Origin of the sequence: Chitinophaga sp. (assembly GCF_039596135.1) — a bacterium.
In the GTDB taxonomy this organism is placed as follows: Bacteria; Bacteroidota; Bacteroidia; order Chitinophagales; family Chitinophagaceae; genus Chitinophaga.
The window spans coordinates 1-23,625 of the sequence record NZ_JBCNKH010000036.1 but is presented as its reverse complement, the minus strand read 5'-3'; the positions used below and the strand labels follow the sequence as shown (position 1 = coordinate 23,625).

Here is a 23,625-nt window from a genome sequence, read left to right as displayed (position 1 = left end):
GTCATGTCATACTAAGATGACATGACCTCCTGCAAAGATCGTAATTTCTTACGGAATTAATTATTGATAGCGCCGGTTACATACCTGCGAATCTTATCTGACAGGAACTCCTGTAATGCAGGGATATGTACCTGGTCGGTAATATCAAAAGCAAATGCATTTACCAGCAGCGTCTTGGCAGCTTCTGCTCCAATACCGCGGGAGCGGAGATAGAACAGTGCCTCGTCGCTAAAGCGGCCTACGGTAAAACCGTGGCTACACTTCACATCGTCAGCGTATATTTCCAGCTGTGGCTGTGAGTTAATATTTGCCTTTTCGCTCATCAGCAGGTTGTTATTTTGCTGGAAAGCGTTTGTTTTCTGCGCATCCTGATGCACCATGATCTTGCCGGTGAATACACCTTTGGCATTATCGAGCAGTACGCCTTTGTACAGTTCATTACTGTTACAATGTGGTACCTGGTGGTCTACGAAGGTGTGGTTATCTACATGCTGCTGTTCGGTAGCGAGGAAGAGGCCATGCAGGTTGGTCTCTGTATTGCTGCCGGTGAGGGCCACGCTCAGGTTATTGCGCGTGAGCTCAGCTGCAGGCAGGGTAAAGTTAAAGTGATGGTAGCGGCTGTCTGCTTTCTGCAGGGCAGAGGTGTGGTAGATGTGGCGGCTGTTTTTGATAGTGCTCTGTACATTGTAGTGCCAGAGTTCCGCATTCTCTTCCAGTATGACTTCCGTTACACTGTTTACAAAAGTAATTGCTTCTTCATTCAGCCCTACTGAGCTCTCGATGATTTCGAGGGTAGCGCTTTTATGCAGTACCACCAGGTGGTGTGGCTGAATAAAGGCGTTTACAGCGGCTGTATATACATGAATGATGTGCAGTGGTTTATCGAGGCTGGCGTTTACACCTGCTTCAATGAACAGGCCATCGGCAAAGAAGGCTGTATTGAGGGCTGCAAAAGGTTGTTTTTGCAGGTGTGGGTGTTTGTCAAACCAGGCCTGGAGTTGTGCATTCCCGGCGGCATCGCTGATGCGGGAGATGGTGATCTTCCCGTCTGCAGGTAGTTGAGACAGTGCTGGTTGCAGGCGTCCGTTTACCAGTACAGCGGTATAGCTGTCCAGCTTAGGAATGCCGGCACCTGCCAGTTGTTCGGCAGTCACAGTTGCCTGTTCTTCTTCTGCCAGGGTAAATGCATCTTTCAGATAGCGCTGTATGTTAGTATAGCGCCATTCTTCGGTTTTGAGGGTAGGAAGGCCCAGGGAGCGAAAGCGGCCGAAAGCCTCTTTGCGCACCGGCAGGATGGCGTTGTTTGCGTTTACCTGTTGTTCAGGCCCCGGTATCCCGTTAGATATAAAGTCGTAAAATGATTTATTGATATCGCTAGTCATGTGTTGAAATCTATAGACCGATTGCCTGAGTTAAAAACTTATACCGATTCTTTCTGATGTACATCTTCCTTCAGCCAGTCGTAGCCTTTTTCTTCCAGTTCCAGCGCCAGTTCTTTACTACCTGTTTTCACGATCTGACCATCGGCCAGTACGTGTACAAAGTCAGGTACGATATAATCCAGCAAACGCTGGTAGTGAGTGATCACCATGAATGCTTTGTCAGCACCGCGCAGTTTATTTACACCGTTTGCCACAATGCGCAGCGCATCGATGTCCAGACCAGAGTCAGTTTCGTCGAGAATAGCGAATTTTGGATCCAGCATTGCCATCTGGAAAACTTCGTTACGTTTCTTTTCACCACCGGAGAAACCTTCATTCAGAGAGCGGTTCATCAAGTTAGCATTAAAGTCCATCATCTGCTGTTTTTCTTTGGTCAGTTTCAGGAATTCCTTCGCTTCCATTGCAGGCAGATTATGGTAAGCCCTGATCTCGTTCAGCGCAGTCTTAAGAAAATTCAGGTTAGATACACCCGGAATTTCTACAGGATACTGGAATGCCAGGAAGAGACCCTCACGGGCGCGGTCTTCAGGAGCCATGTCCAGCAGGTTTTTGCCGTCGAAGATCACTTCACCTTCAGTCACTGTATAGTTCTCACGACCAGCGAGCACAGACGCCAGTGAGCTTTTGCCGGCACCGTTAGGTCCCATAATGGCATGCATCTCACCACGTTTGATTTCCAGGTTCAGGCCTTTTAATATTTTCTTACCGTCTACTTCTGCGTGCAGATTTTTAATCGTCAGCATGATATGTTTTGTTTCTCTGTTGTTTGCTTTGTAAATAATATATCTTTCCTTGTCTGTTATCCTACACTACCTTCAAGTGTGATGGAGAGCAGTTTCTGTGCTTCTACCGCGAACTCCATCGGGAGCTGGTTCAGCACTTCCTTTGCATAACCGTTTACAATCAGGGCTACTGCCTGCTCGGTATTGATACCACGTTGATTGAGGTAGAAGATCTGGTCTTCCCCGATTTTGGAAGTAGTGGCCTCGTGTTCTACAGTAGCGGTACTATTCTTGGACTCGATGTAAGGAAAGGTGTGAGCGCCACAGCGATCGCCTATGAGCAGGGAATCGCACTGGGTAAAGTTACGTGCATTGGCAGCCCGTGGACCTACCTGTACAAGACCGCGATAGGTGTTATCACTGGTTCCTGCAGAAATACCTTTTGAAATGATACGGCTGCGGGTGTTGCGACCCAGGTGATATATTTTGGTTCCGGTATCAGCAATCTGCTTATTGCGGGTCACTGCTACGGAGTAGAATTCGCCTTCTGCATCATCGCCCTGTAGGATTACACTTGGATATTTCCAGGTGATAGCGGAGCCGGTTTCTACCTGTGTCCAGGAGATCTTGCTGCTGTTTCCTTTACAGATACCACGTTTGGTTACGAAGTTGTAAATACCACCGTTACCATCTTTATCACCAGGATACCAGTTTTGTACGGTAGAGTATTTGATTTCTGCATGGTTCAGCGCAATGAGTTCCACTACTGCAGCGTGCAGCTGGTTTTCATCGCGGCGTGGAGCCGTACAGCCTTCGAGATAACTTACGTAGGCATTATCGTCGCAGATGATGAGGGTACGTTCGAACTGGCCGGTATTTTCCGCATTGATACGGAAGTAGGTGCTCAGTTCCATCGGGCAGCGTACGCCTTTTGGAATGTATACAAAAGAGCCGTCGGAGAATACTGCTGCATTCAGGGCGGCAAAGATATTGTCAGAGTGAGGAACTACGGTTCCCAGGTATTCCTTTACCAGGTCTGGATATTCACGTACTGCTTCGCCAAAGGAGCAGAAGATGACACCGAGTTCGGCTAATTTTTCGCGGAAAGTAGTAGCAACAGATACGCTATCGAACACCACGTCTACCGCTACCCCGGTGAGCGCTTTCTGCTCATTCAGGGGGATACCCAGTTTCTCCATGGTTGCCAGGATTTCAGGATCTACTTCGTCCAGGCTCTTTAATGCTTTTCTTTTTGGAGCGGCGTAGTAAGAGATCTTCTGCAGGTCCAGTTCCGGCATTTTAAAGTGCTGCCATGCGGGCCACTGCATTTTCTGAAAGGCAGCGAATCCCTTCAGGCGCCACTGAAGCAGCCATTCTGGTTCTTCCTTTTTAGCAGAGATGTAGCGAATGGTATCCTCGTTGAGGCCAACGGGTGCCATTTCCATCTCGATGTCGGTGGTAAAGCCAAACTCGTATTCCTTGTTGGCTATGTCGTCAATTATTTCGTTGCTATTTCTCATTTTCCGGATTAATTAAGTATGCTGCCTGGCTGTTTTTAATCATTACTAAACAGCGAAGCTCTCGCCACAACTACAGGTACGGGTAGCATTTGGATTATTAAAGAAAAGCCCTTTGCCGTTCAGCCCGTCGCTGTAGTCCAATTCTGTGCCATAAAGATACAAGAGGCTTTTCATCTGTACTACTATCTTAACGCCTTTATCTTCAAAGATTTGGTCTCCTTCTTGTTTTTCTGACTCCTCAAATTTCAGTACATATTCCAGGCCTGAGCACCCACCTCCCTTTACGCCTACGCGAACAAAGGTATCAGCCGCATGGTTTTCTTTCACCATCAACTCCTTAATATATACGCTGGCTTTATCTGATACTGTTATCATAATTGCTTCCTATTTTATGATATTAACCTATTACTGTATGTGTTTCAAAACCTGGGATTCTCCTAACAGGGAAACCAGGCGATCGAACTTATTTTTGTATGGCTGGGTAAAGTCTTTACCATCAGCGCTATACAGGTGTTCTTTCATGATGGGAACGGAATATGGTAATACCCACGCCCTCAATGCTTTAGCAACGGAATCCATCGCGTTGATGCCCTGCATGGCCTGATGACCATCTCCCCAGCACACCAAAGCTACGACCTTTCCCGTTAAATATGGATGACTGAGTTTGCTGGTCATTTCCAGCCAGTCCAGTGCATTTTTCATGACCCCGGTCATACTTCCATGGTAGAGGGGGGTGAGCCATACGAGTACGTCTGCTTTTAAAAAGGCATCGCACATGGCCTTTACGGGCTCGGGCATATCGCCCTTGGGATATTCAAAGAACGGAATATGACCGCCTTTGGGGCTAAATACTTCTGTAGCGAAGCCTTTCTGGCGGAACTGTTCTTCAAAATAACCAGTCAGTCTGTTTGCCGTGGTATAAGGACTGCTGTCCATAGTTCCATTGAAGATCAAGACGTTCATCTGTGTCCTAGCATTTTATGGTGTAGCAGGGCGGTGGTTGAGACCGCGGAGCTCGTTGTTCGTCGCAACAAATTTTTTTAACTCCTACAAAATTACGACATTTGAGAATAAAACAAGTAAATACTTGGAAAATTATAAACCCATCACGAAGGCAACGGCAGATAGATTTTTGCAGTTACTGAAAACGAAGGGGCCTCAGTCGGCCGCTATGCTGGCGGCTGCTTTGAACATTACAGGAGAAGGCGCCCGGCTGCAGCTGCTGAAACTGGCAGAAGAAGGAATGGTGATGTCGGTAACGACGTCAAAGGGGGTAGGGCGCCCGGTACAGATCTGGGACCTGACCCCGGTGGGGCATGCCCATTTTCCTGATACACATGCAGAATTTACCTTACAATTATTAGAGACGATCCGGGTTGAACTCGGCGAAGCGGCTTTAGACAAAGTGGTGGCTGCCCGGGAGCAGCAGCAGCATGAAAAATATTTTAATGCCCTGTCAGGGATTACAGATATCGGCGAAAAACTGGAAGCCTTTGCCGCACTACGTACCCGGGAGGGATACCTGGCTGAGGTGCAGGAAGACGGGGAAGGCGGGTATATATTTATAGAAAACCATTGTCCAATCTGTAATGCGGCGCTGAATTGTGCAAATATCTGTAAATCAGAGTTGAAGACGTTTAAAGGATTGATGGGCGATGGAGTGGAGGTGGAGCGCGCTGATCATATCATCAGCGGCGCCCGCAGGTGTGTATATAGGATTGTCGTTTTAGTCAACCCGCTTTCGTAAGGAACCAGTATTAATAAATTCGTTTTCCTAAAATATCCAGGCTTCTTTCTACGCCGTCCAGCACGGCAATATTGGGCAGGTGTGCCCAGGAAGTGAAACCCAGTTTCTCAAATAATTTTATACTTGGCTCATTGTGGGAGAATATGAATCCCAGCAGCGACTTTACGCCTATAGACGGGCATTGTGCCATGGCGTATTCCAGTATTTTTTTGCCATAACCCTTACCTCGTTGATTCTCATCTAAATAGATACTTATTTCGGCGGTACCGTCATAGGCCGGCCGGCCATAAAAAGACTGGAAGCTCACCCAGCCTATCATTACTCCATTTTCTTCTACTACCCATAAAGGGCGTTTTTCCGGGTTGTGAATATTAAACCAGGGCATACGGCTTTCTACGGATACAGGTTCTGTGTCGGCGGTAACCATACGGCCGGCAATAGTGCTGTTGTAGATGGCTACAATAGCTGGCATGTCGAGGGTGGTGGCGTTTCTGAATTGCATAGGGAGCAAAAATAAAAAGTTTTTGGAAAGGAAACCGATTTGGTCAGCCCATGGCGGATTGTGCCTGGTGAATCTGTGAAGACGCTCTGTCCATAGTGTTCTCATGGAGGTATTCCGTATATAAGCCGTATATATACCGTAGGTAAGCCGTAGATATCCCGTATTTATAAAGATACGGGATATCTACGGCTTACTTGTGGATTACAGTCGGGTTACCCCACTTGTTATGCACTAAAAAGGCTATCGCGAAAGCGATAGCCGGCGCCCGGGTCGTTAATTATTTATTTAATAATGTAACTCGTAATTGTAGTCGCTGGAAAGAAGGCTAAACATATAAGCATCCACAAAATGCCCTTTCTGGAAAAAAGCCTGCCGCAGCAACCCTTCCTGGTGAAAACCCAGCCGCTCCAGCAGGCGTAGCGACAGTTTATTGGCCGGATCTACCACCGCTTCTATACGGTTCAGCGCCAGGTCTTCAAAGGCATATTGGAGCAACCGGTGCAGGGCGGTGGTCATAATTCCCTTTCCCCAAAAAGCCGGTAGCAGGTCGTACCCCATCTCGGCCTTATAATGTGTTTTATTGATATGATGCAACCCACAGGTCCCGATCAGCGTATCATTGTCCTGCTGGTAAATTCCCCAGCGCATACCTTCCCCACTCAACAGTTTTTCCCTGAAAAAGGCGACCAACTGTGCTGCTTCAGATACATTGATGAACCGTTCTATATCCATAAAACGGGTCACCTTTTCCGAAGAAAATAAATTGAACAATGCGGCGATGTCTTTTTCACTGATGGGCCGCAGGAGTAAACCATCTGCTGGCAGGACAGGAACTTCCACCTCTTTATATTGATTATTCATGCTTGACTTTTCCGGCGCACCTTCACTTTTTTGATGGCAGTGTCACCCAATAAAATGGCCCACGGCTTCATTTGTTCGATATTCTCAAATATAATTTTCAAAATTGCAATGAACGGAATGGCGAGGAACATACCGGGAATGCCCCACAGCAGGTTGCCGGCTACGACTGCGAGGATGGTGACAAGGGCGTTGATTTTCACCTTGCTACCTACAATGCGTGGCAGCAGAACATTGCTATCCAGGAAGTGGACCACGAGCAGACCGATACCCACCTGCAATGTGGTGCCCAAAGAACTGTTCGTCAGCGTGAGCAACATAGAAATGACGGTTGCCACATAAATACCTAAATAAGGAATGATATTAAAGATAGCGGCCATGATGCCTAACAGTGTTGCATATTTGATACCCAGTATCCAGAAGAGGGTACAGTTCACGAACGCAACTACCACCATTTCTATCATCAGTCCTGTAACGTATCCTTTGATGATCAGGCGTGTTTCCACAATCACGCTGAGCAGGGTCTCGCGGTGTTTTGAATCGAATACGGTAATGAGGAAGGTAACGAGTAAGGAGCGATAGAGCAGGAGGAAGAACGTATATAATAGTACGAAAATAATAAAGATCAGCAGGGATGACAGCGAAAGCAGGGTAGTACTTACAAAAGCAGTGGCAGAGCCTAAAGTACCCATAGCCAGTTGTTCTAAATAATCCATCTGGCGGGCGGCGTTAATATGAAATTTCAGGTTGATCCAGGCCTGGAGCTCTGTAATGGTATGTAGCAGTTGCTGTTGTAAGTGTGGAAAATCGGCAACAAATGAGCCCATTTGGGTAGCGAGGAGCATGCTTACACCAAAGAGGAGAATGACGATTAATAAGATAGAGGTAAGGGCGGCAAGGGCTCTGGAAAAACGGCATTTTTCGAGAAAAGTGGCGATGGGGAGGAGCATGATAGCTATCAGAAAAGCAAAGGCCAGCGGTACCAGCAGCTCGTGTCCTAACCTGGCGATGTACATCAGCAGGATGAGGGATAGGAGGGTGAAAGCAAGTCTTGCGTTAAAGGGAAGCTTTACTTCATTCATGGGATGGTTTTAAGTATTTTTTATAAAGGAAGGGAAAAAAGTGCAATAAATATGCAAGAAATCCAATTATGCACTTTTGGGTTTAATGCAGAAGGTTTTGCCGCGAGGCAAAACCTTCTGCATTTTATATATGTCATTGCGCTTTACAGCAACTGCTTCATATAAGGAATAAATATCTCACTCTGGTTTGGTCCCACCATCGAAATAAAGAAATGATTCCCACTCATCTTAAACACGCCTTCCTTCACATACCTGTTTATAAACTCATACATGGGAATCCCCGCCATGGCAAAGTCTATCGGCACTGGCAATTTAATATAATGCCCCGCCGGTATCCGTTTCGCCATCAGGTTCTCTGTAGTCGCCGTAGTCATCAACCCGGCCGTCACATCCTTACAAGGTAAAAAGATCCCTGCGAACATACTCATTTGCTCGTACGAAGTGACCGGCACGGAATCCAGCGTACTTGTAATCACCTTTGCCTGCGGCAACTCGAGGGTCTCCAGGATTTTCCGTAACCGGATTTCTTCCCTTGTCATCTTCATAATCATCTGTGCCACCGGGTCCTGTCCCCTCGATAAGATGGTATAATACAGCATACTCTCAGGCAGGTACTCCATCTCCGTGCGCTCAAAATTAAAATACGAGGTAATCTTATCTCCCTTTTTATCAAACGCCTGCACGATCGCATCGACCAGGTGCAGTGTGCGTTGCTCATTCGGCAGGGTCGGAATCCTTCTGAAGCTTCTGGGACTTTTGTCAAAATACTGTGTGAACGCTTTGGTAAAAGCGGCTACGGTAGCATATCCGGACCGCTCTGCGATCTCGCTGATATTGTATCCGCTATGCCTGAGCAATCCGGCTGACAACTCCAGCCGGTGTCGTTTTACATACTGCCAGTAAGGTTCTCCTATGACTGCTGTAAAACTGTGATAAAAATAAGAGTAGGATATTCCGAGCCATTCGGAAACGTGTTTCATCTCAAAAGAGTCAGAGACATGATCATCTGCAAAACACAGTGCCTTAAGTGCTAACAGCTCCATTTGCTCCTGGGCGGGAGGTTTTTGTTTCATAGCTGAACGTTTAAATAAAGAGCGATCGATAAGGGCTAAATGAGGTTTGTTGTAACCTGTCATTGCATAGAAGGACAGATAGTATTTTATGATAGACTGATACTATTCGAAAGTAAGGTATTAGCGGCAGATAATAAAAAAAAACGTTTCAACAAATGTATAAACCTACATGCGTTGATACTAAACATTTAAAGATAATATGTGAGTATATTGATCTATATGTAAGTCCGCATTTGAAGGACCGGTAATAATTATTTGAGTATTCGTTATTTGATGAGTTAGTTGTTCAGCCTGCAAAAAAGTCTTATTTTAGCGACCGTTGTTTAGAATGAGAATGCCTCTTTACAATTTTATGCCAGTCTCCTTCGTTATAAAACAATGTCCTGATACCCCTTACAAATACCTATCGAAATGCGATGAAAAAAGGTCGTTAATCAATCACGTAAGTTGATGCCAAATCTAATTGCATTGAGAAACCATTTTATGAGTGTTATATCTAAGAAGGTACTTGTTACTTTGTTTGTTTGTCTTCCCATTGCCGTTTTTGGACAGTACTGGCAGGTTGGTGGTGCATTAGGGATCAGTAATTACAGTGGTGATTTATCAGAATCACGGGTAGATATGGGTTATACCCGGTATCACCTGGGGTTATTTGCAAAGCGGGACCTCACTCCGCACGTCACACTGGGCGCAGGGTTGACTTATGCGCGTATAGCCGGGGCAGACAGTACCAACAGGAATGCAGACCTGAAAAACAGGAACCTGAGCTTCCGTTCACCTATACTGGAATTTCATGTCAGACTGGAATTGAATTTATTTGATATAGACGACAAGGGCTGGACACCGTATGTATTCGGCGGTGTTGGCATATTCAGTTTTTATCCTACCACCCGCGATAGCAGTGGCGACGTAGTAAAGCTGAGAGGTCTGAACACAGAAGGGCAGGGGCTTGCCCAGTATCCTGACCGTAAGCAATATAACCTGACAAACATTTCCATTCCATTTGGCGCAGGGGTAAAGTTCCTGATTCGTGACGACCTGGTAGCCGGTTTTGAAATAGGATTGCGCAAAACGTTTACCGACTACCTGGATGATGTGAGCAAAGGATATGCAGATTATAATACGTTGCTGGCTGGTTATGGTACAAAGACTGTACAATATGCCTACAGGGGTTCCGGCGCGTATCCTGTGGAAGGATTCCCGAGAGGGTCGCAAAAGTATGATGACTGGTATGTGTTTACCGGATTCACGCTAGCCTACCGTTTTGGCGGTACAAAGGGACCATATAATCACTGGCGGAAACAGAAAGTTTCAAACTGTCCAAAGTTTTAGTAAGTGTAAGTCGGTGCTGGTCAACGATCTTCAAGGATTTTCGTTTTTGGCATACTTCTTGAATTTTCATAGGCAACACAGGAATAAAGAGAAAGCGGCAGACAACTGATCATGGAGCGAACGAATTCAGAAATCGCGGAGAGAGTAGAGAATAAGAAAGCACTGTGATGGTTGTACGCTTTTCTTCCCTGTTGATTAACCTTACTCTCCTCATGAAGATCCGATCGCGCTAACTTTTATTTACTAAACTGTTAGGATCATGAAAAAGATATTATTTATCATCTTATTTATATTAGGAGGGTTCGTCGTGTCAGATGCCCAACCGCCGGTGCCACCGCATCCACATCATGTAAGGCATCACAGGCATTTGCCACCACATCCGCCATTGCCACCGCATCCGCACAGGATGACACATCATCGCCACTGGCATCATGTAAGGCACCACAGACCACATCGTTATCACCACCATGTGTATAGTCAAGCTGGTATGCCTGCGCACACTTTAAGTAACGCTTTTAACGTTTAAGTATATATTATAATTCCTATATTTTAATTCCAATCAATTTTACCAAAAACTAAATCTAACAGTATGAAACAGATAATAATAATGATGCTGCTGATGGGCGGAGCCGTAGTAAGTGCACAGGCACAGCATGGACATCGTGGAAACGGATATGGATATGGAAGAGGTTATCGTGTTCATGAAGGTCGTTGGGAAGATTGCAATAGAAGCTATCGCGGTGCTTATTATGATTGTCGTCCGGGTGTGAGAGTGGTACCAGTACCAGCACCAGTAGTATATGCCCCGGTGCCTGCGCCAGTGGTTTATGCGCCAGTGCCACCACCACCGCCTCCGGCTGAAGTGGTATATGTGAAGAGACCAAGAGTGGTGATTAATGCAAATATCAGCTTATAATCAATATATCATTAGGTTAGAATAAGGCCGTTTCCTTTGGAAATGGCCTTTTTGCTTTTGGGGGAGAGGGTGACTGTTGTTTTGGGTGAGGAGGATGATTGTCGTTTGCAGGCGAGGAGATTGCCGTTTGCCCGGCCAGCCCACAGCGTCATCTGCATCAAAATAAATACTTTTGCCGTAGGCAAAAGTATTTATTTTGGTTTTACCTTCGCATAAATTTTCGAATCCTGGTATGGCATATAAGAATCTGAAACACTTCATAGACACACTGGAAAAGGCTGGAGAACTGGTCCGTATCAAGACCTTTGTAGACCCGATCCTGGAAATCTCCGAAATCACTGACCGGGTCAGCAAATCTCCCGGTGGCGGCAAAGCCCTGCTCTTTGAAAACACCGGTACGGACTTCCCCGTTCTCATGAACTCCATGGGCAGCTACAAAAGAATGTGCCTGGCCCTGGGTGTCAATGAACTGGATGACATCGCTCACCAGATCGAAGACCTCTTCAAAATGCTTTCCAAACCTAAGGAAAGTATGCTCGATAAACTGGCCATGCTTCCTAAACTAGGCCAATTTGCCAGCTGGATGCCCAAAGTAGTCAGCGGCAAAGGTGCCTGCCAGGAAGTAGTCATGACGAACCCGGACCTTTCCAAAATACCGGTTATCCAATGCTGGCCCAAAGACGGTGGTCCGTTCATCACCCTTCCCGTCATCCACACCAAAGACCCGAACACCGGCATCCGCAACGTGGGTATGTACCGTATGCAGGTATTCGATGGCCAGCTGACGGGTATGCACTGGCATAAACACAAAGTATCTGCCAGGCACTACAATGAATACAAGGCACTGAAAAAACGCATGCCGGTAGCCGTTGTACTCGGTGGCGACCCTGTATATACCTATTCCGCTACGGCCCCCCTTCCTGAAAATGTGGATGAATACATGCTGGCCGGTTTCCTGCGCAAGCAGAAAGTAGAGCTGGTAAAATGTATTTCACAGCCGGATATAGAAGTACCCGCCGATGCTGACTTCGTAATAGAAGGTTACGTAGACCCGGAAGAAGACCTGATCTGGGAAGGACCATTCGGTGACCATACCGGTTACTACTCCCTGGCAGACTGGTACCCCCGCTTTCATGTGACTGCTATCACCCATCGTAAAGATGCTGTATATCCTGCTACTATCGTAGGTATTCCGCCACAGGAAGATGCTTACCTTGGCAAAGCGACAGAACGGATTTTCCTGGCGCCGATCAAAATGGCCATGGTGCCTGAAATGATCGATATGGAAATGCCGGTGGAAGGGGTATTCCACAACCTGGTGATTTCCAAGATTAAGAAAGAATATGCCGGCCAGGCGCAAAAAGTGATGAATGCGATGTGGGGCGCCGGTCAGATGATGTTCAATAAAATACTGGTAGTGGCCGATCAGCACACGACCATCAGTGATTACAAAGCACTGGCGCAGTATATGTTTAAGCACCTGAACCCTGCTACAGACATCTATTTCAGCCAGGGACCGATGGATGTACTCGACCACTCCTGCTCCAAAATGGGTTTTGGTGGTAAGATGTGTATCGACGCTACTACCAAGTACGACGAAGAAATGCTGGATAGTCATCCGCAGGATCTCAAACCTGCCGGCATCAATATAGCTGAACTGCAAAAACGATTCCCTGAAATAAAAGGGATCAATGATAGTCTGCTAGCCATGGACATTCCTTGTCTCTTCGTAGCAGTACAGAAAGCACGCCCACTGCACATCAAAGAACTGAATGAACAACTGTATGCACTACCTGAAATGCTGGGCATTAAGATGATCATCTTTGTAGAGCATACGGTGGATGTGAGCGACCTGGCAACTACCCTGTGGCGCTTTTGTAACAACCTGGATCCAAGAAGAGATAGCTTCGTGGTGCGCAACCCGGTACCTGGCCAGCCTGGTAAAGAATGGGCTGGTATAGGTTTGGACGGTACGCTGAAAACAAGACTGCTGGACGGTTTTGAGCGTGACTGGCCAAATATTGTCGTAGCTGATGATGAAACGATCCGCAAAGTAGACGAAAAGTGGGAGGCTTTAAACATTGGTCCTTTCCTGCCATCGCCATCGCTAAAATATAAACCACAAATGTATGGGGAAGAAGCTGTGGTACCACAGTAAATACCTGCTGCTGTTACTGTTTTGCAGCAACAGCATCGCCCAGGTAAAGCCGGCCGACTTTAAGTACGTAGATCACATCCTGGGATATTGGCGTATGCCTACCAAACGGAGTACATTTACAGAATACTGGCAGAAGGTGGATGAGAATACCTGGAAGGGGGTAACGCATCGTATAGCCGGTAAAGATAGTGTGGAGATGGATCATATGGAACTGGTGAGAAGCGGGACGGATTTGTATTTCAGCATTGCTGCCGTGACAGATCCAAAGAGTGGAAAGCGGGTGCCGTTCAGGGTAACGGTGATACAAAATAATGGTTTTGTGGCAGAGAACCCGGATTGTGATTATCCGCAGAAGATAGTGTATAAGTGGAAGAAGGAAGATGAACTGGAGGTTCATTTTAAAGGTGAGAAGGAGAAGACATTTAGTGAGATCATATTGCAATACAAAAGGAAATAGTGGATTTCCCATTTGCGTAAATCAATTTCCCAAATGTATAAATAACAAAGGCAAAGCTGTAATAGCTTTGCCTTGTTGTTTTACAAGTCTAAGGACAGTCTGCAATTGTACTTCATTTGAGTTGGTCGTACAATTTATTATAACGCCGCGCCTGATCACAGGATGCGGCTATTTTTTTGTTCTTTTCGAGGATTTTGAGATGAGCGCTGCTCATCTCAAAATCCTCGCGTTACGTGATTGAGGTGCTTGCGAAGCAAGCACCTCAATCACGCTATTTGTGAATTTCGGACGTAAAGTGGAACTCTACTTCCGGATTGTTTGTCCTTTCCGTATTCAAATACCACTCGCTCTGCGCCAGGTACACCAAATGCCCATCCTTATCCTCCACCACATTCGCCTGTTTAAAACGAATAAACTCCTCTACCTTATCCTTATTCCCCGTAATCCAGCACGCCTTATAAAACGGCAACGTATTAAACATACAAGACGCTCCATACTCCTGTAGCAAACGATACTGAATCACTTCAAACTGCAGATCTCCCACACAACCAATGATCTTACGATTACCACCATGCTGTGTAAACAACTGCGCCACACCTTCATCCGTCAACTGTCTCAGCCCTTTCTCCAACTGCTTGGTCTTCATCGGATCCTTATTCACCACCTCTTTAAACAACTCAGGAGAGAAGCTTGGAATACCTGTAAAATAGAAGTTCTCACCTTCCGTAAGTGTATCCCCGATCTTAAAGTTGCCCGTATCAAACAGACCTACCACATCCCCCGGAAACGCATCATCCACCACATTCTTTTCCCGTGCCAGGAAGGTATAAGGGTTACTGAACCGTACATCCTTATCCAGTCTCACATGGTGATAGAATTTATTCCGTTCAAACTTACCGGAACATACACGTAAAAACGCGATGCGATCACGGTGCCTTGGATCGAGGTTCGCGTGAATTTTAAAGATAAAACCACTGAATTTATCATCTGCTACCGGCACCGTCCTGGTGCTGGATTCACGATCTCTTGGGGTAGGCGCGATTTCTACGAAAGTATCGAGCAGGTCCTTTACCCCGAAGTTATTCACGGCGCTGCCAAAGAATACAGGGGCCATTTTCCCTTCCAGGTATTCCGTATTCTCGAAGGTATCATACACGCCTTCAATCAGTTCCACGTCATTACGCAGCTGTGCCGCATCAGTAGTGTTGAAAGTCTTATCGACAAAATCACTGCTCAGGTCCGCCAGCGGAACGATATCATCATCCGTCGCTTTCTTGTTAGGTGCAAAAGACACAAAGCTTTTATTATACAGGTTATACACCCCTTTAAAGTCGGTACCGCCATTGATTGGCCAGCTCAGGGGGCGCACCTTGATACTCAGTTTTTCTTCCAGCTCGTCCAGCAGGTCGAACGGGTTTTTACCGTCACGGTCCATCTTGTTGACAAAGATGATCACCGGGGTATCGCGCATACGGCATACCTCCATGAGGCGTTCGGTCTGCTCTTCCACCCCTTTTACGCAGTCGATCACCAGCACGACGCTGTCTACGGCTGTCAGGGTACGGTAAGTATCTTCCGCGAAGTCCTTGTGACCCGGGGTATCGAGCAGGTTCACCAGCATATCCCGGTATTCGAAAGTCATCACAGAGGTAGCCACAGAGATACCACGCTGCCGTTCGATTTCCATAAAGTCGGAGGTCGTATGTTTCTTGATCTTGTTAGACTTTACGGCGCCCGCGGTCTGGATAGCACCACCAAAGAGCAGGAATTTTTCCGTCAAAGTGGTCTTACCGGCATCCGGGTGGGCTATAATAGCAAATGTCTTTCGTTTATTGATTTCGCTTGCGTACTTCATATGCGTTTGTACCAAAAATGTGTGCGAAGGTACGAATGAATTATGAAATGAATGTAATCTCACAATTTATCATTACTTTACATTTAATCTATGATTGCCACAACGCTATGATTGCTACGATTAAAATATTATGGAGTAGCCTGAAAATGGCAGCCCAGGAGCTCAGAATGAACAAGCTCCGTACGTTTTTATCCCTCTTAGGTATCACTATTGGTATATTCTGTATCATCGCTGTATTTACTGCTACAAATAGTTTGGAAAGTAATATCCGTAAAGGCCTGGAGGCTTTGGGGTCTGATGTGATTTTTATTCAGAAGTGGCCATGGGATGGGGGGCCGGATATGCCGTGGTGGAAGTTTGTGAACCGTCCGCAGCCGGAGTACAAAGAGCTGCGTTACATGACGGAAAAGACCCATACTGTGCAGTTCGCGGCATTTGCGTTTTCATCCGGCAATAAGCGGATCGATTATAAAAGTGAATCTATGGAAGGGGTGGAGTTCCTGCCCGTGACGGAGGATTATATTAAAATCCAGTCCCTGAAGATTATCGGGGGCAGGTATTTTGCCGGGAAGGAGAATGATGGGGCGAATGTGGCCATCCTGGGGGGGAATATCTGGGATGGGTTGTTTGGGAGTCCTGAAGCCGCGCTGGGCAAGGTGATCCGGGTGGCCGGCAGGCCGGTGAAGGTGATTGGCGTACTGAAGAAAAAAGGGTCTGGCATGGATGCCATTAACTATGATAATACGGTGATGGTGCCTTATGCCTTTGGCAAAACGGTGGTAGATGAGCGGTTGTATGGGGATCCGTTTATTACCATAAAGGCAAAGCCGGGGGTATCTGTGAAGGAGATGAAGGATGAGCTGACCGGAGTGATGCGGGCTGTGCGCAGGTTGCGCCCTACGGAGGAGGATGATTTTTCATTGAATGAGATCACATCGGCGTCCGGGAACCTGGAGAGTATCTTTATCAAGATCAATATAGGGGGGATGATCATAGCGATGTTTGCCCTGATAGTAGGTGGGTTTGGGATTGCGAATATTATGTTTGTGACGGTGAAGGAGCGGACGAATATTATTGGGTTGAAAAAGGCGATTGGGGCGAGGAAGAAGGTGATTTTGATGGAGTTTTTGCTGGAAGCGATCATGTTGTGCCTGGTGGGAGGTGGATTGGGGTTGTTGTTGGTATATATGATTACATTGGTACTGAATATGTTTGATGTATTTCCGGTGGCGCTGACGATGAAGAATATTATGATAGGATTGAGTGTGAGTACGGTGGTGGGGGTGATAGCAGGGTTTATTCCTGCATGGTCGGCGTCGAAGCTGGATCCGGTGGTGGCGATCAGGAGCACGTGATGGGAGAATTGGATGTTGTTTAATCGATATAGGGGGATTCTCTTCGGATTGATCCCCCTGCGAAAATCCGCTTTTACCTTAGGTAGAAGCGGATTTTCTTTTTAAGTTTGCAGTCATGTCAGTAAAAATACTCGCGATAGAGTCGTCCTGTGATGAAACCAGTGCTGCTGTGCTGGTAGATGGAAAGGTCCTTTCCAATTATATAGCTAACCAGACTATTCATGAGCAATATGGCGGTGTGGTGCCGGAACTGGCCTCCCGCGCTCACCAGGAGAATATCGTTCCGGTGGTAGACTATGCCCTTAAGCAGTCGGGCATTCGTAAGGAAGAACTGGATGCCATTGCGTTTACACAGGCGCCCGGCCTGATAGGCGCTTTGCTGGTAGGTAGTTGCTTTGCCAAGTCACTGGCGCTGGCGCTGAACAAACCATTGATAGCTGTTCACCATATGCAGGCCCACGTACTGGCCAATTTCATCGAAGATCCTGTTCCTTCATTTCCGTTTTTGTGCCTGACTGTATCCGGTGGGCATACGCAGATAGTGCGGGTGGATAGTCCGCTACAAATGAAAGTGATTGGGGAAACACTGGATGATGCAGCGGGTGAGGCTTTTGATAAAAGTGCTAAATTACTGGGCCTGCCTTATCCGGGTGGTCCTTTGATTGATAAATATGCGCAACAGGGAGACCCGAACCGGTTTAAATTCCCTGAGCCACAGATCCCGGAACTGAATTTCAGTTTTAGCGGGTTGAAGACATCCATTCTTTATTTTCTGCAGGAAAAGCAGCAGCAGGAGGCAGATTTTGTGCAAAATAATCTGGCGGATATTTGTGCGTCTATTCAGCACAGGATTGTCAGTATACTGATGAATAAACTGGTGAAGGCAAGTAAAGAAACGCGGATTAAAGAGATTGGTATTGCCGGTGGCGTGAGTGCGAATAGTGGGTTGAGAAGGGCGTTGCAAGCCAATGGTGAGAAGTATGGTTGGAAGACTTACATTCCTAAGTTTGAATATTGTACGGACAATGCAGCTATGATAGCCATAACAGCATATTATAAATACCAGGCAAAGGAGTTTGTGGGGCTGGATGCAGTGCCTGGAGCAAGAGCAGCATTTTAGGTATGGCGAATCAATTTTTTCGTTTCAAACAGTTTACAGTCAACCAGGAAGATTGTGCCATGAAAGTGTGTACAGATGCCTGTTTGCAGGGAGCGTATACGGGGTGGTATGTGGATACCAATGTATTACCGACCCCCCGGATTTTAGATATTGGTACCGGCACAGGTTTATTGAGCCTGATGCTGGCGCAGCGTTTTCCCTTATCACCTATCACTGCCATAGAACTGGATACCGCAGCTGCAGGTCAGGCGGCGCGAAATTTTACCGTATCTCCCTGGGCCTCCCGGTTAAACATTTTGGTGGGCGATGCCCGTTCCTTATCATTAGATGCTCAATATGACCTCATCATCACCAATCCACCTTTTTATGAATCAGACTTAAAAAGTCCGGATCAGTTAAGGAATCAGGCCATGCATACCACCACCCTGAACTATGAAGAGTTATTACATATAATAGATCAGCATCTTGCGCCTACCGGCGTTTTCTCCGTATTGTTACCCTATAAGCCTTATGCCGCTTTTGAAGTATTAGCCACACAAAAAGGATTTTATCCCCGCAAAGTACTGCACGTAAAGCAAAGTGTGAATCATGACAAGTTCCGCACCATCGCTGTTTTCGGACGGGAAAATGTGCCCCGCAATGAAGAGGTAATGGCTATAAAGGAAGCTGGGAATGATTACACAGCCGCATTCAGGGCATTGTTACAGCCTTATTATTTGTATTTATAAATTTAGTTAGAACATCACAGCATGGAAGGTTTAAATCAGATCTTTTGGGGGAATACTTTGTATGCCTATGTCATTGCGTTGGGAATTATCGTAGTTGGATTGGTTGTCCTGCGCATCGTTAAGAGTATCATATTACACAGGTTAAGGAAATGGGCGGAGAAAACCGTCAATACAGTAGATGATTTCCTGATCAGCGTGATAGACCGCGCGATAATGCCGGCGCTGTATATTTCGGTGATTTATGGCGGCATTCATTATCTCACACTGCCCGATAAGGTGGCCGGCGGATTACGCGGGGTGCTGGTATTGGTGAATACTTTTTTTGTATTGCGGGTGCTGACGATGGTGATAGAGTATTCATTAATTTCTTACCTGAAGAAAAGGCATTATGCAGATCCAAAAAGGAGCGAAGTCAAGGGGGTACTGATGATTGTCAACCTGGTATTATGGTGTATTGCGATCGTATTCTTATTGGATAATTTCGGGTACAATGTCACGACGATCATCACGAGTCTGGGTATTGGTGGTGTGGCCATTGCACTGGCATCGCAGAACATACTGAGTGATTTGTTTTGTTATTTCGTGATCTTTTTTGACAGACCGTTTGAGATTGGCGATGCGATCCTGGTGGGGGATAAGAGTGGTACGGTAATGGAGATTGGGGTGAAGACAACCCGCATCCGCAGTACGAGTGGAGAGGAAATGATTTTCTCCAATAAGGCGCTGACGGATTCCCGTATTCACAACTTCAAAAGGATGGAAAAGCGCAGGATTGCGTTTATATTGGATGTGGTGTACGAAACGCCGGCGGAGGTAATAGAAGAGATACCTGCATTATTGACGGAGATTATCACTGCACAGGAAGGGGTTGCATTTGACAGAGCGCATTTTGCGAGTTATGGGGCATATAGTTTGAAGTTTGAGGTGGTGTATAATGTGCTGACAGGTGATTATAATAAGTATATGGATATACACCAGGCGATCAACTTTGCGATATTCAGAGCGTTTGCGGAGCGGAATATTCAGTTTGCTTATCCGACACAGACGATATTGAATGCGGGTAATTGATAGTAAGGAGCGCGGAACGTTTGGTCCGCGCTCTTTACTATTTTATGATACATAATCCTCCAAATAACTGAACCGCTCTGTAAGCGTCCCATTTGAAGCAATAGTAGCATTGAGAATAACATGACTTTCCGCCTTTAACAAATCGTCGAACACATACTTCATCAGCTGATCTCCGAAATATTGCGAGGCATCCCGCGGCAGTTCGTTCGGCAGGTTACTCACACACATCATATCGACTGTATCCTGCAGGTATGGAGCTGTCTGTTGTCTTGTATGGCGGTCTACACCGTACACAGGATCATCAATGGTACAGTCACCCAGATTACAGGGCACCGACCCGTTTGTATCATCTGTAATATCGGCAATCACCCTGATCCTGAAATTACTCTTTTCCAGGTCTGCCCATGTAAACAACGGTGGAATGCGTTCATCCCAGTAAATCCCATTCATGAGAATATCCGACGCTGTCACAAAAGGCAAAAACCGGCAATCATATTGATCCGGGTGCAGGTGAAAGTCTTCACGACTATAAGTCTTATCAGATTTCCGCAGGTATAGTTCACCGGCTTTTAACTGTGTATATACCGGGTAGGTATAGGAGTTAATGAGGAATTCCTCTGGTGGCAGGTATTTAATCCCCAGCAATCCCATTACTTCCAGGGTACCTGCAGCCACCCTGCCTGAACCGGTAATCACAATTTTAAGCGGTGGTAATTTGGCCCCGAAATAATGATTGATCAGTTCTTTAAAATCATGACAGGCATACACCGGCGTAAGTGAGAATGTTCCCGTTTTCCGGCCATAAGCGAGCAACCCATTGTGTGCGCCCACCACCCCTGCAAAGAAACCAAACCCGAGGATCCGCTGTCCATCCGGGTGAACGAGGCACTCATAATCGATGAGGTTAATCTTCTTTTCCAGGATTGTTTTCAGCATCTGCTGATTTTGCGGTTGTTTTTTCCGTGTATGAGAAAAGAATAAATATGTTTTGCCGGGCAGTAATTTTTCGGCAGGCACTTCTTTAATACCCAGCAAAATCTGGCAGTGAGAAAGATCTTCGGACAGGGTAATGCCGGCCCGTTCATATTCTTCATCCTTATAGCAGCGCCATGGGGAGGGCTGTACGACGATGGTCACTTGTGGGTAGTGACGGGCAATCCATTGACATTGTTGTGGGGTAAAGGCGACGCGGTTGTCATGGGGCAGTTTTTCTTCTCTTATCAGTGCGATATATAACATACTGGCGATTTGGTGTAGGCCAAATATCGGAAAAAATACAGGAAGTAGTGCCGGCTGGAATTTTTGATGGTATATGGTTTGAATTGGTTTCAATAATACGGCATTACTAAAAATTGTATTGCAGGTAACAGGTGGATGGGGCGCTTCATTTTTGAATGCGCTCCATTTTTGTAATTATCCACTCTTTAAATTGTCGGTTGCCCGCCTGTAACCGGTACAGTAGCCCCTGATACATAACTAGCCTCCTGAGATGCCAGCAACACATACACCGGTGCCAGTTCAGCAGGCTGACCTGCCCGTTTCATTGGTGAATTCTTTCCAAATTCAGCGGTTTGTTCAGCAGAAAAACTGGCCGGAATCAATGGTGTCCAGATGGGGCCGGGGGCTACACAGTTGACCCTGATACCCCGTTCGCCCCATAACTGTGCAAGCGTAGCCGTAAAGTTCTGTATAGCCGCTTTTGTAACCGTATATGGCAACAATATAGGCTTAGGGGTATATGCATTCACGGAAGTGGTATTGACAACGCTGCTGCCTGGCTTCAGATGCGGTTCTGCGGCTTTGAGGATATAAAACATGGCATGCACATTCGTTTGAAAAGTACGGTCCCATTCATCACTGGGTATATCCTGCAGTGACTCATGTGTAACCTGGAAAGCAGCGTTGTTGACAATAATATCGATGCTGCCGAATTCCTGGAGCGCTTTGTCCACTATCTGTTTACAATGTTCTTCACTACTGATGTCACCAGGCACCAGTATTGCTTTCTGTCCTGCCTGTTCTACAAACTTAGCCGTATCTTTTGCATCTTCTTCCTCATTCAGGTAAGAGATCACCACATCTGCCCCTTCCCGGGCAAAGGCGATCGCAACTGCCTTGCCAATGCCTGAATCTGCGCCTGTGATGATGGCTTTGCGACCGGCGAGTTTACCACTGCCCTTGTATGATTCCTCACCATGATCGGGCCTGGGTTGCATTTGCTGTTCAGAGCCAGGGAGGGATTGTTCCTGTGGCGGAAATCCGGATGGATGTTTTTTAACCGGGTTTTGTAACGATGTATTTGCCATGGTATTATGTTTTTTATAGTAGGTATTGTGCGATTATTATGCCATGAGGAGGAGGGATCATAATCTTTAATTGGGCGATATTTTTATTTTTGTAGGATGAAGTGTATATATACAGCCGGATTGGTAGTCGTACAAAACAGGAAATTATTATTGGCTTTTAGTAAGAACAAGCAGGCATGGTATTTACCAGGCGGGAAGATGGATGCCGGGGAAACGGCTGTGGAGGCTGTGCAGAGAGAAGTACAGGAGGAACTGAATATTTTAATTCCACAGGAAGAGTTGAAATGGTATTATCATATTACAGCACCTGCATTTGGCGAGGTGGAGTTGATAATGGAGCAGGATTGCTTCCTGCATGAGTTAAAGCAGGAAGTGGTGCCTTCGGCAGAGATAGGGGATGTCAGGTATTTTGATTTGGAGGAGTATAAGAAAGAGGAGCACCAGGTACCCGGAGTGCTGATAGCGTTTGAGAAATTGAAGGAAGATGGGCTGGTATAACGCCGGAGACAGCAGCTCCGGCGTTATAGCTGCTTAATTATAGTAGCAGATATAAGCTACATCTGTATCGCACTTTACTTCAAAAGAAGAATTTCCGGCTACTTCAAAGCTATCGCCTTTTGTATATTTGATCCAGTCGCCACCCTTCACCTGTGCACTCAGGTTGCCTAAAATAATTACCATGGTTTCGGGCGAACCGGTATTAAATACATAAGTCCCTTTTTTCATCACGCCTACAGTGGCTTTTCCTTTCTCTACCTCGATACCCAGGCTTTGCACTTTCCCTTCAAAATATACATTGTGCGATACTGTACTCATAGTTTGATTTTTATTTTAAAGGGCAAAATTAATTTATTCCCTGATTTCAGGTAATGTATTGAAATGATTCTTTATTTCTCCAACTTAAACCCATCTACTATTTTGGGCCTGTTAGCAGCATTTGCCACATTGAACCCTGTCAAATACATCCACCATGTCATTTTTGTTAACTTCTCAATATTGATAGTTGCAGCTTCATCGGCTGGTGTATGATAACGGGGATGTGTGAGGGTGGTGAAAAATATTGCTGGTATATTCTTTCGCACATAGGGCAGATGATCGCTGCGGAAATAGAATCCTTCAAAGTGAGAAGGCTTATCCCATGCTGTATCCAGCTTGAATTTTGGTCCTTTGGTGTTTTCTGCAAGTGCAATATTTACCAGGTCAGACGAGTTGAGGTGGGGCGGTGTTGATCCCAGCAGCGCCGCGCTGTCAGGCGAGTTCATACCTATCATATCGGCATTCAGCACTGCCACCAGCGATGCTGCTGGCACAGTGGGGTGTTCTGCAAACCAATAACTACCCAACAATCCCCGTTCTTCTGCCCCATGCCATACGAACAGGGCAC

The 23,625-nt window shown here is 46.3% G+C and carries 25 protein-coding genes; 11 read left to right on the top strand and 14 right to left on the bottom strand.

Translation table 11 applies throughout. The annotated features are described in order from the left end of the window. Positions 1–56: 56 nt before the first annotated feature. Genes sufD through ABDW16_RS19800 form a run of 5 tightly spaced genes read right to left on the bottom strand, consistent with a single transcriptional unit; the run spans position 57 to position 4,647 of the window. Positions 57–1,382, bottom strand: coding sequence for a Fe-S cluster assembly protein SufD (gene sufD / locus ABDW16_RS19820; protein ID WP_343672146.1), 1,326 nt, complete (start codon positions 1,380–1,382; stop codon positions 57–59). A gap of 38 nt (positions 1,383–1,420) precedes the next feature. Continuing rightward, positions 1,421–2,185, bottom strand: a complete 765-nt coding sequence (gene sufC / locus ABDW16_RS19815; RefSeq protein WP_343672145.1) for a Fe-S cluster assembly ATPase SufC — start codon at positions 2,183–2,185, stop codon at positions 1,421–1,423. A 56-nt stretch (positions 2,186–2,241) separates the two neighbouring features. After that, complete coding sequence (sufB, locus tag ABDW16_RS19810; protein ID WP_343672144.1) at positions 2,242–3,684, bottom strand: Fe-S cluster assembly protein SufB; 1,443 nt, start codon at positions 3,682–3,684, stop codon at positions 2,242–2,244. Between the two features lie 45 nt (positions 3,685–3,729). Next, positions 3,730–4,059, bottom strand: a complete 330-nt coding sequence (locus ABDW16_RS19805) for an iron-sulfur cluster assembly accessory protein (RefSeq protein ID WP_343672142.1) — start codon at positions 4,057–4,059, stop codon at positions 3,730–3,732. Positions 4,060–4,089: 30 nt separating this feature from the next. Next, positions 4,090–4,647 carry an NADPH-dependent FMN reductase gene (locus tag ABDW16_RS19800; protein WP_343672141.1) on the bottom strand — a complete coding sequence of 186 codons (558 nt, stop codon included), beginning with the start codon at positions 4,645–4,647 and terminating at the stop codon, positions 4,090–4,092. A gap of 124 nt (positions 4,648–4,771) precedes the next feature. Between ABDW16_RS19800 and ABDW16_RS19795 the strand changes: the two genes are divergently transcribed. Further along, positions 4,772–5,431 carry a metalloregulator ArsR/SmtB family transcription factor gene (locus ABDW16_RS19795; RefSeq protein ID WP_343672140.1) on the top strand — a complete coding sequence of 220 codons (660 nt, stop codon included), beginning with the start codon at positions 4,772–4,774 and terminating at the stop codon, positions 5,429–5,431. A gap of 10 nt (positions 5,432–5,441) precedes the next feature. Here ABDW16_RS19795 and ABDW16_RS19790 read toward each other — a convergent pair whose 3' ends face one another. The 4 genes from ABDW16_RS19790 to ABDW16_RS19775 all read right to left on the bottom strand — a co-directional run bounded on the left by ABDW16_RS19790 (position 5,442) and on the right by ABDW16_RS19775 (position 8,946). After that, positions 5,442–5,933 (bottom strand): N-acetyltransferase family protein, encoded by a 492-nt coding sequence (locus ABDW16_RS19790; RefSeq protein ID WP_343672138.1) that lies wholly within the window; start codon positions 5,931–5,933, stop codon positions 5,442–5,444. 285 nt (positions 5,934–6,218) lie between these two features. Next, positions 6,219–6,794 (bottom strand): GNAT family protein, encoded by a 576-nt coding sequence (locus tag ABDW16_RS19785; RefSeq protein WP_343672137.1) that lies wholly within the window; start codon positions 6,792–6,794, stop codon positions 6,219–6,221. Continuing rightward, on the bottom strand, positions 6,791–7,873 hold the full coding sequence (locus tag ABDW16_RS19780) for an AI-2E family transporter (protein ID WP_343672136.1): 1,083 nt from the start codon (positions 7,871–7,873) through the stop codon (positions 6,791–6,793). The genes ABDW16_RS19785 and ABDW16_RS19780 overlap by 4 nt, the downstream gene beginning before the upstream one ends. Positions 7,874–8,016: 143 nt before the next feature. Next, entirely contained in the window at positions 8,017–8,946 is a 930-nt protein-coding gene (locus ABDW16_RS19775) for an AraC family transcriptional regulator (protein ID WP_343672134.1), read from the bottom strand. A 483-nt stretch (positions 8,947–9,429) separates the two neighbouring features. On the opposite strand from ABDW16_RS19775, the gene ABDW16_RS19770 reads away from it, so the two are divergent. The 5 genes from ABDW16_RS19770 (at position 9,430) to ABDW16_RS19750 (ending at position 13,809) form a co-directional block, all read left to right on the top strand. Continuing rightward, positions 9,430–10,278 (top strand): DUF6089 family protein, encoded by an 849-nt coding sequence (locus tag ABDW16_RS19770; protein ID WP_343672133.1) that lies wholly within the window; start codon positions 9,430–9,432, stop codon positions 10,276–10,278. Between the two features lie 259 nt (positions 10,279–10,537). Next, entirely contained in the window at positions 10,538–10,804 is a 267-nt protein-coding gene (locus tag ABDW16_RS19765; RefSeq protein WP_343672132.1) for a hypothetical protein, read from the top strand. A gap of 63 nt (positions 10,805–10,867) precedes the next feature. Beyond that, positions 10,868–11,194, top strand: a complete 327-nt coding sequence (locus tag ABDW16_RS19760; RefSeq protein WP_343672131.1) for a hypothetical protein — start codon at positions 10,868–10,870, stop codon at positions 11,192–11,194. A 232-nt stretch (positions 11,195–11,426) separates the two neighbouring features. After that, a complete protein-coding gene (locus ABDW16_RS19755; RefSeq protein ID WP_343672130.1) occupies positions 11,427–13,352 on the top strand; it encodes a menaquinone biosynthesis decarboxylase in 1,926 nt (641 codons plus the stop codon). Beyond that, on the top strand, positions 13,324–13,809 hold the full coding sequence (locus ABDW16_RS19750) for a DUF6265 family protein (protein ID WP_343672129.1): 486 nt from the start codon (positions 13,324–13,326) through the stop codon (positions 13,807–13,809). Before ABDW16_RS19755 ends, ABDW16_RS19750 begins: the two co-directional genes overlap by 29 nt. A 271-nt stretch (positions 13,810–14,080) precedes the next feature. Here ABDW16_RS19750 and ABDW16_RS19745 read toward each other — a convergent pair whose 3' ends face one another. Then, the gene (locus tag ABDW16_RS19745) at positions 14,081–15,664 is read right to left on the bottom strand and encodes a peptide chain release factor 3 (RefSeq protein WP_343672128.1); all 1,584 of its coding nucleotides are present in this window, start codon (positions 15,662–15,664) and stop codon (positions 14,081–14,083) included. A gap of 107 nt (positions 15,665–15,771) precedes the next feature. Here ABDW16_RS19745 and ABDW16_RS19740 point away from each other — a divergent pair, with 107 nt between their 5' ends. From ABDW16_RS19740 to ABDW16_RS19725, 4 genes are all read left to right on the top strand, one after another. Continuing rightward, on the top strand, positions 15,772–17,019 hold the full coding sequence (locus ABDW16_RS19740; RefSeq protein WP_343672127.1) for an ABC transporter permease: 1,248 nt from the start codon (positions 15,772–15,774) through the stop codon (positions 17,017–17,019). 115 nt (positions 17,020–17,134) lie between these two features. Continuing rightward, positions 17,135–18,139, top strand: coding sequence for a tRNA (adenosine(37)-N6)-threonylcarbamoyltransferase complex transferase subunit TsaD (tsaD, locus tag ABDW16_RS19735; protein WP_343672125.1), 1,005 nt, complete (start codon positions 17,135–17,137; stop codon positions 18,137–18,139). Positions 18,140–18,141: 2 nt separating this feature from the next. Continuing rightward, positions 18,142–18,867, top strand: coding sequence for a methyltransferase (locus tag ABDW16_RS19730; protein WP_343672124.1), 726 nt, complete (start codon positions 18,142–18,144; stop codon positions 18,865–18,867). Between the two features lie 21 nt (positions 18,868–18,888). Then, complete coding sequence (locus tag ABDW16_RS19725; protein WP_343672123.1) at positions 18,889–19,935, top strand: mechanosensitive ion channel family protein; 1,047 nt, start codon at positions 18,889–18,891, stop codon at positions 19,933–19,935. 42 nt (positions 19,936–19,977) lie between these two features. Here the strand turns inward: ABDW16_RS19725 and ABDW16_RS19720 are convergent, their stop codons facing one another. Beyond that, positions 19,978–21,174, bottom strand: coding sequence for an NAD(P)-dependent oxidoreductase (locus ABDW16_RS19720; protein WP_343672122.1), 1,197 nt, complete (start codon positions 21,172–21,174; stop codon positions 19,978–19,980). Positions 21,175–21,359: 185 nt separating this feature from the next. Then, a complete protein-coding gene (locus ABDW16_RS19715) occupies positions 21,360–22,241 on the bottom strand; it encodes a glucose 1-dehydrogenase (protein ID WP_343672120.1) in 882 nt (293 codons plus the stop codon). A gap of 96 nt (positions 22,242–22,337) precedes the next feature. On the opposite strand from ABDW16_RS19715, the gene ABDW16_RS19710 reads away from it, so the two are divergent. After that, positions 22,338–22,739 carry an NUDIX domain-containing protein gene (locus tag ABDW16_RS19710; protein WP_343672119.1) on the top strand — a complete coding sequence of 134 codons (402 nt, stop codon included), beginning with the start codon at positions 22,338–22,340 and terminating at the stop codon, positions 22,737–22,739. A 33-nt stretch (positions 22,740–22,772) separates the two neighbouring features. On the opposite strand, the gene ABDW16_RS19705 is transcribed toward ABDW16_RS19710, so the two are convergent. Both ABDW16_RS19705 and ABDW16_RS19700 read right to left on the bottom strand, forming a co-directional pair. Beyond that, positions 22,773–23,057, bottom strand: coding sequence for a pyrimidine/purine nucleoside phosphorylase (locus ABDW16_RS19705; RefSeq protein ID WP_343672117.1), 285 nt, complete (start codon positions 23,055–23,057; stop codon positions 22,773–22,775). Between the two features lie 71 nt (positions 23,058–23,128). Beyond that, positions 23,129–23,625 (bottom strand): M28 family peptidase (locus ABDW16_RS19700; RefSeq protein WP_343672115.1); only part of this gene is annotated, 497 nt, incomplete at its 5' end.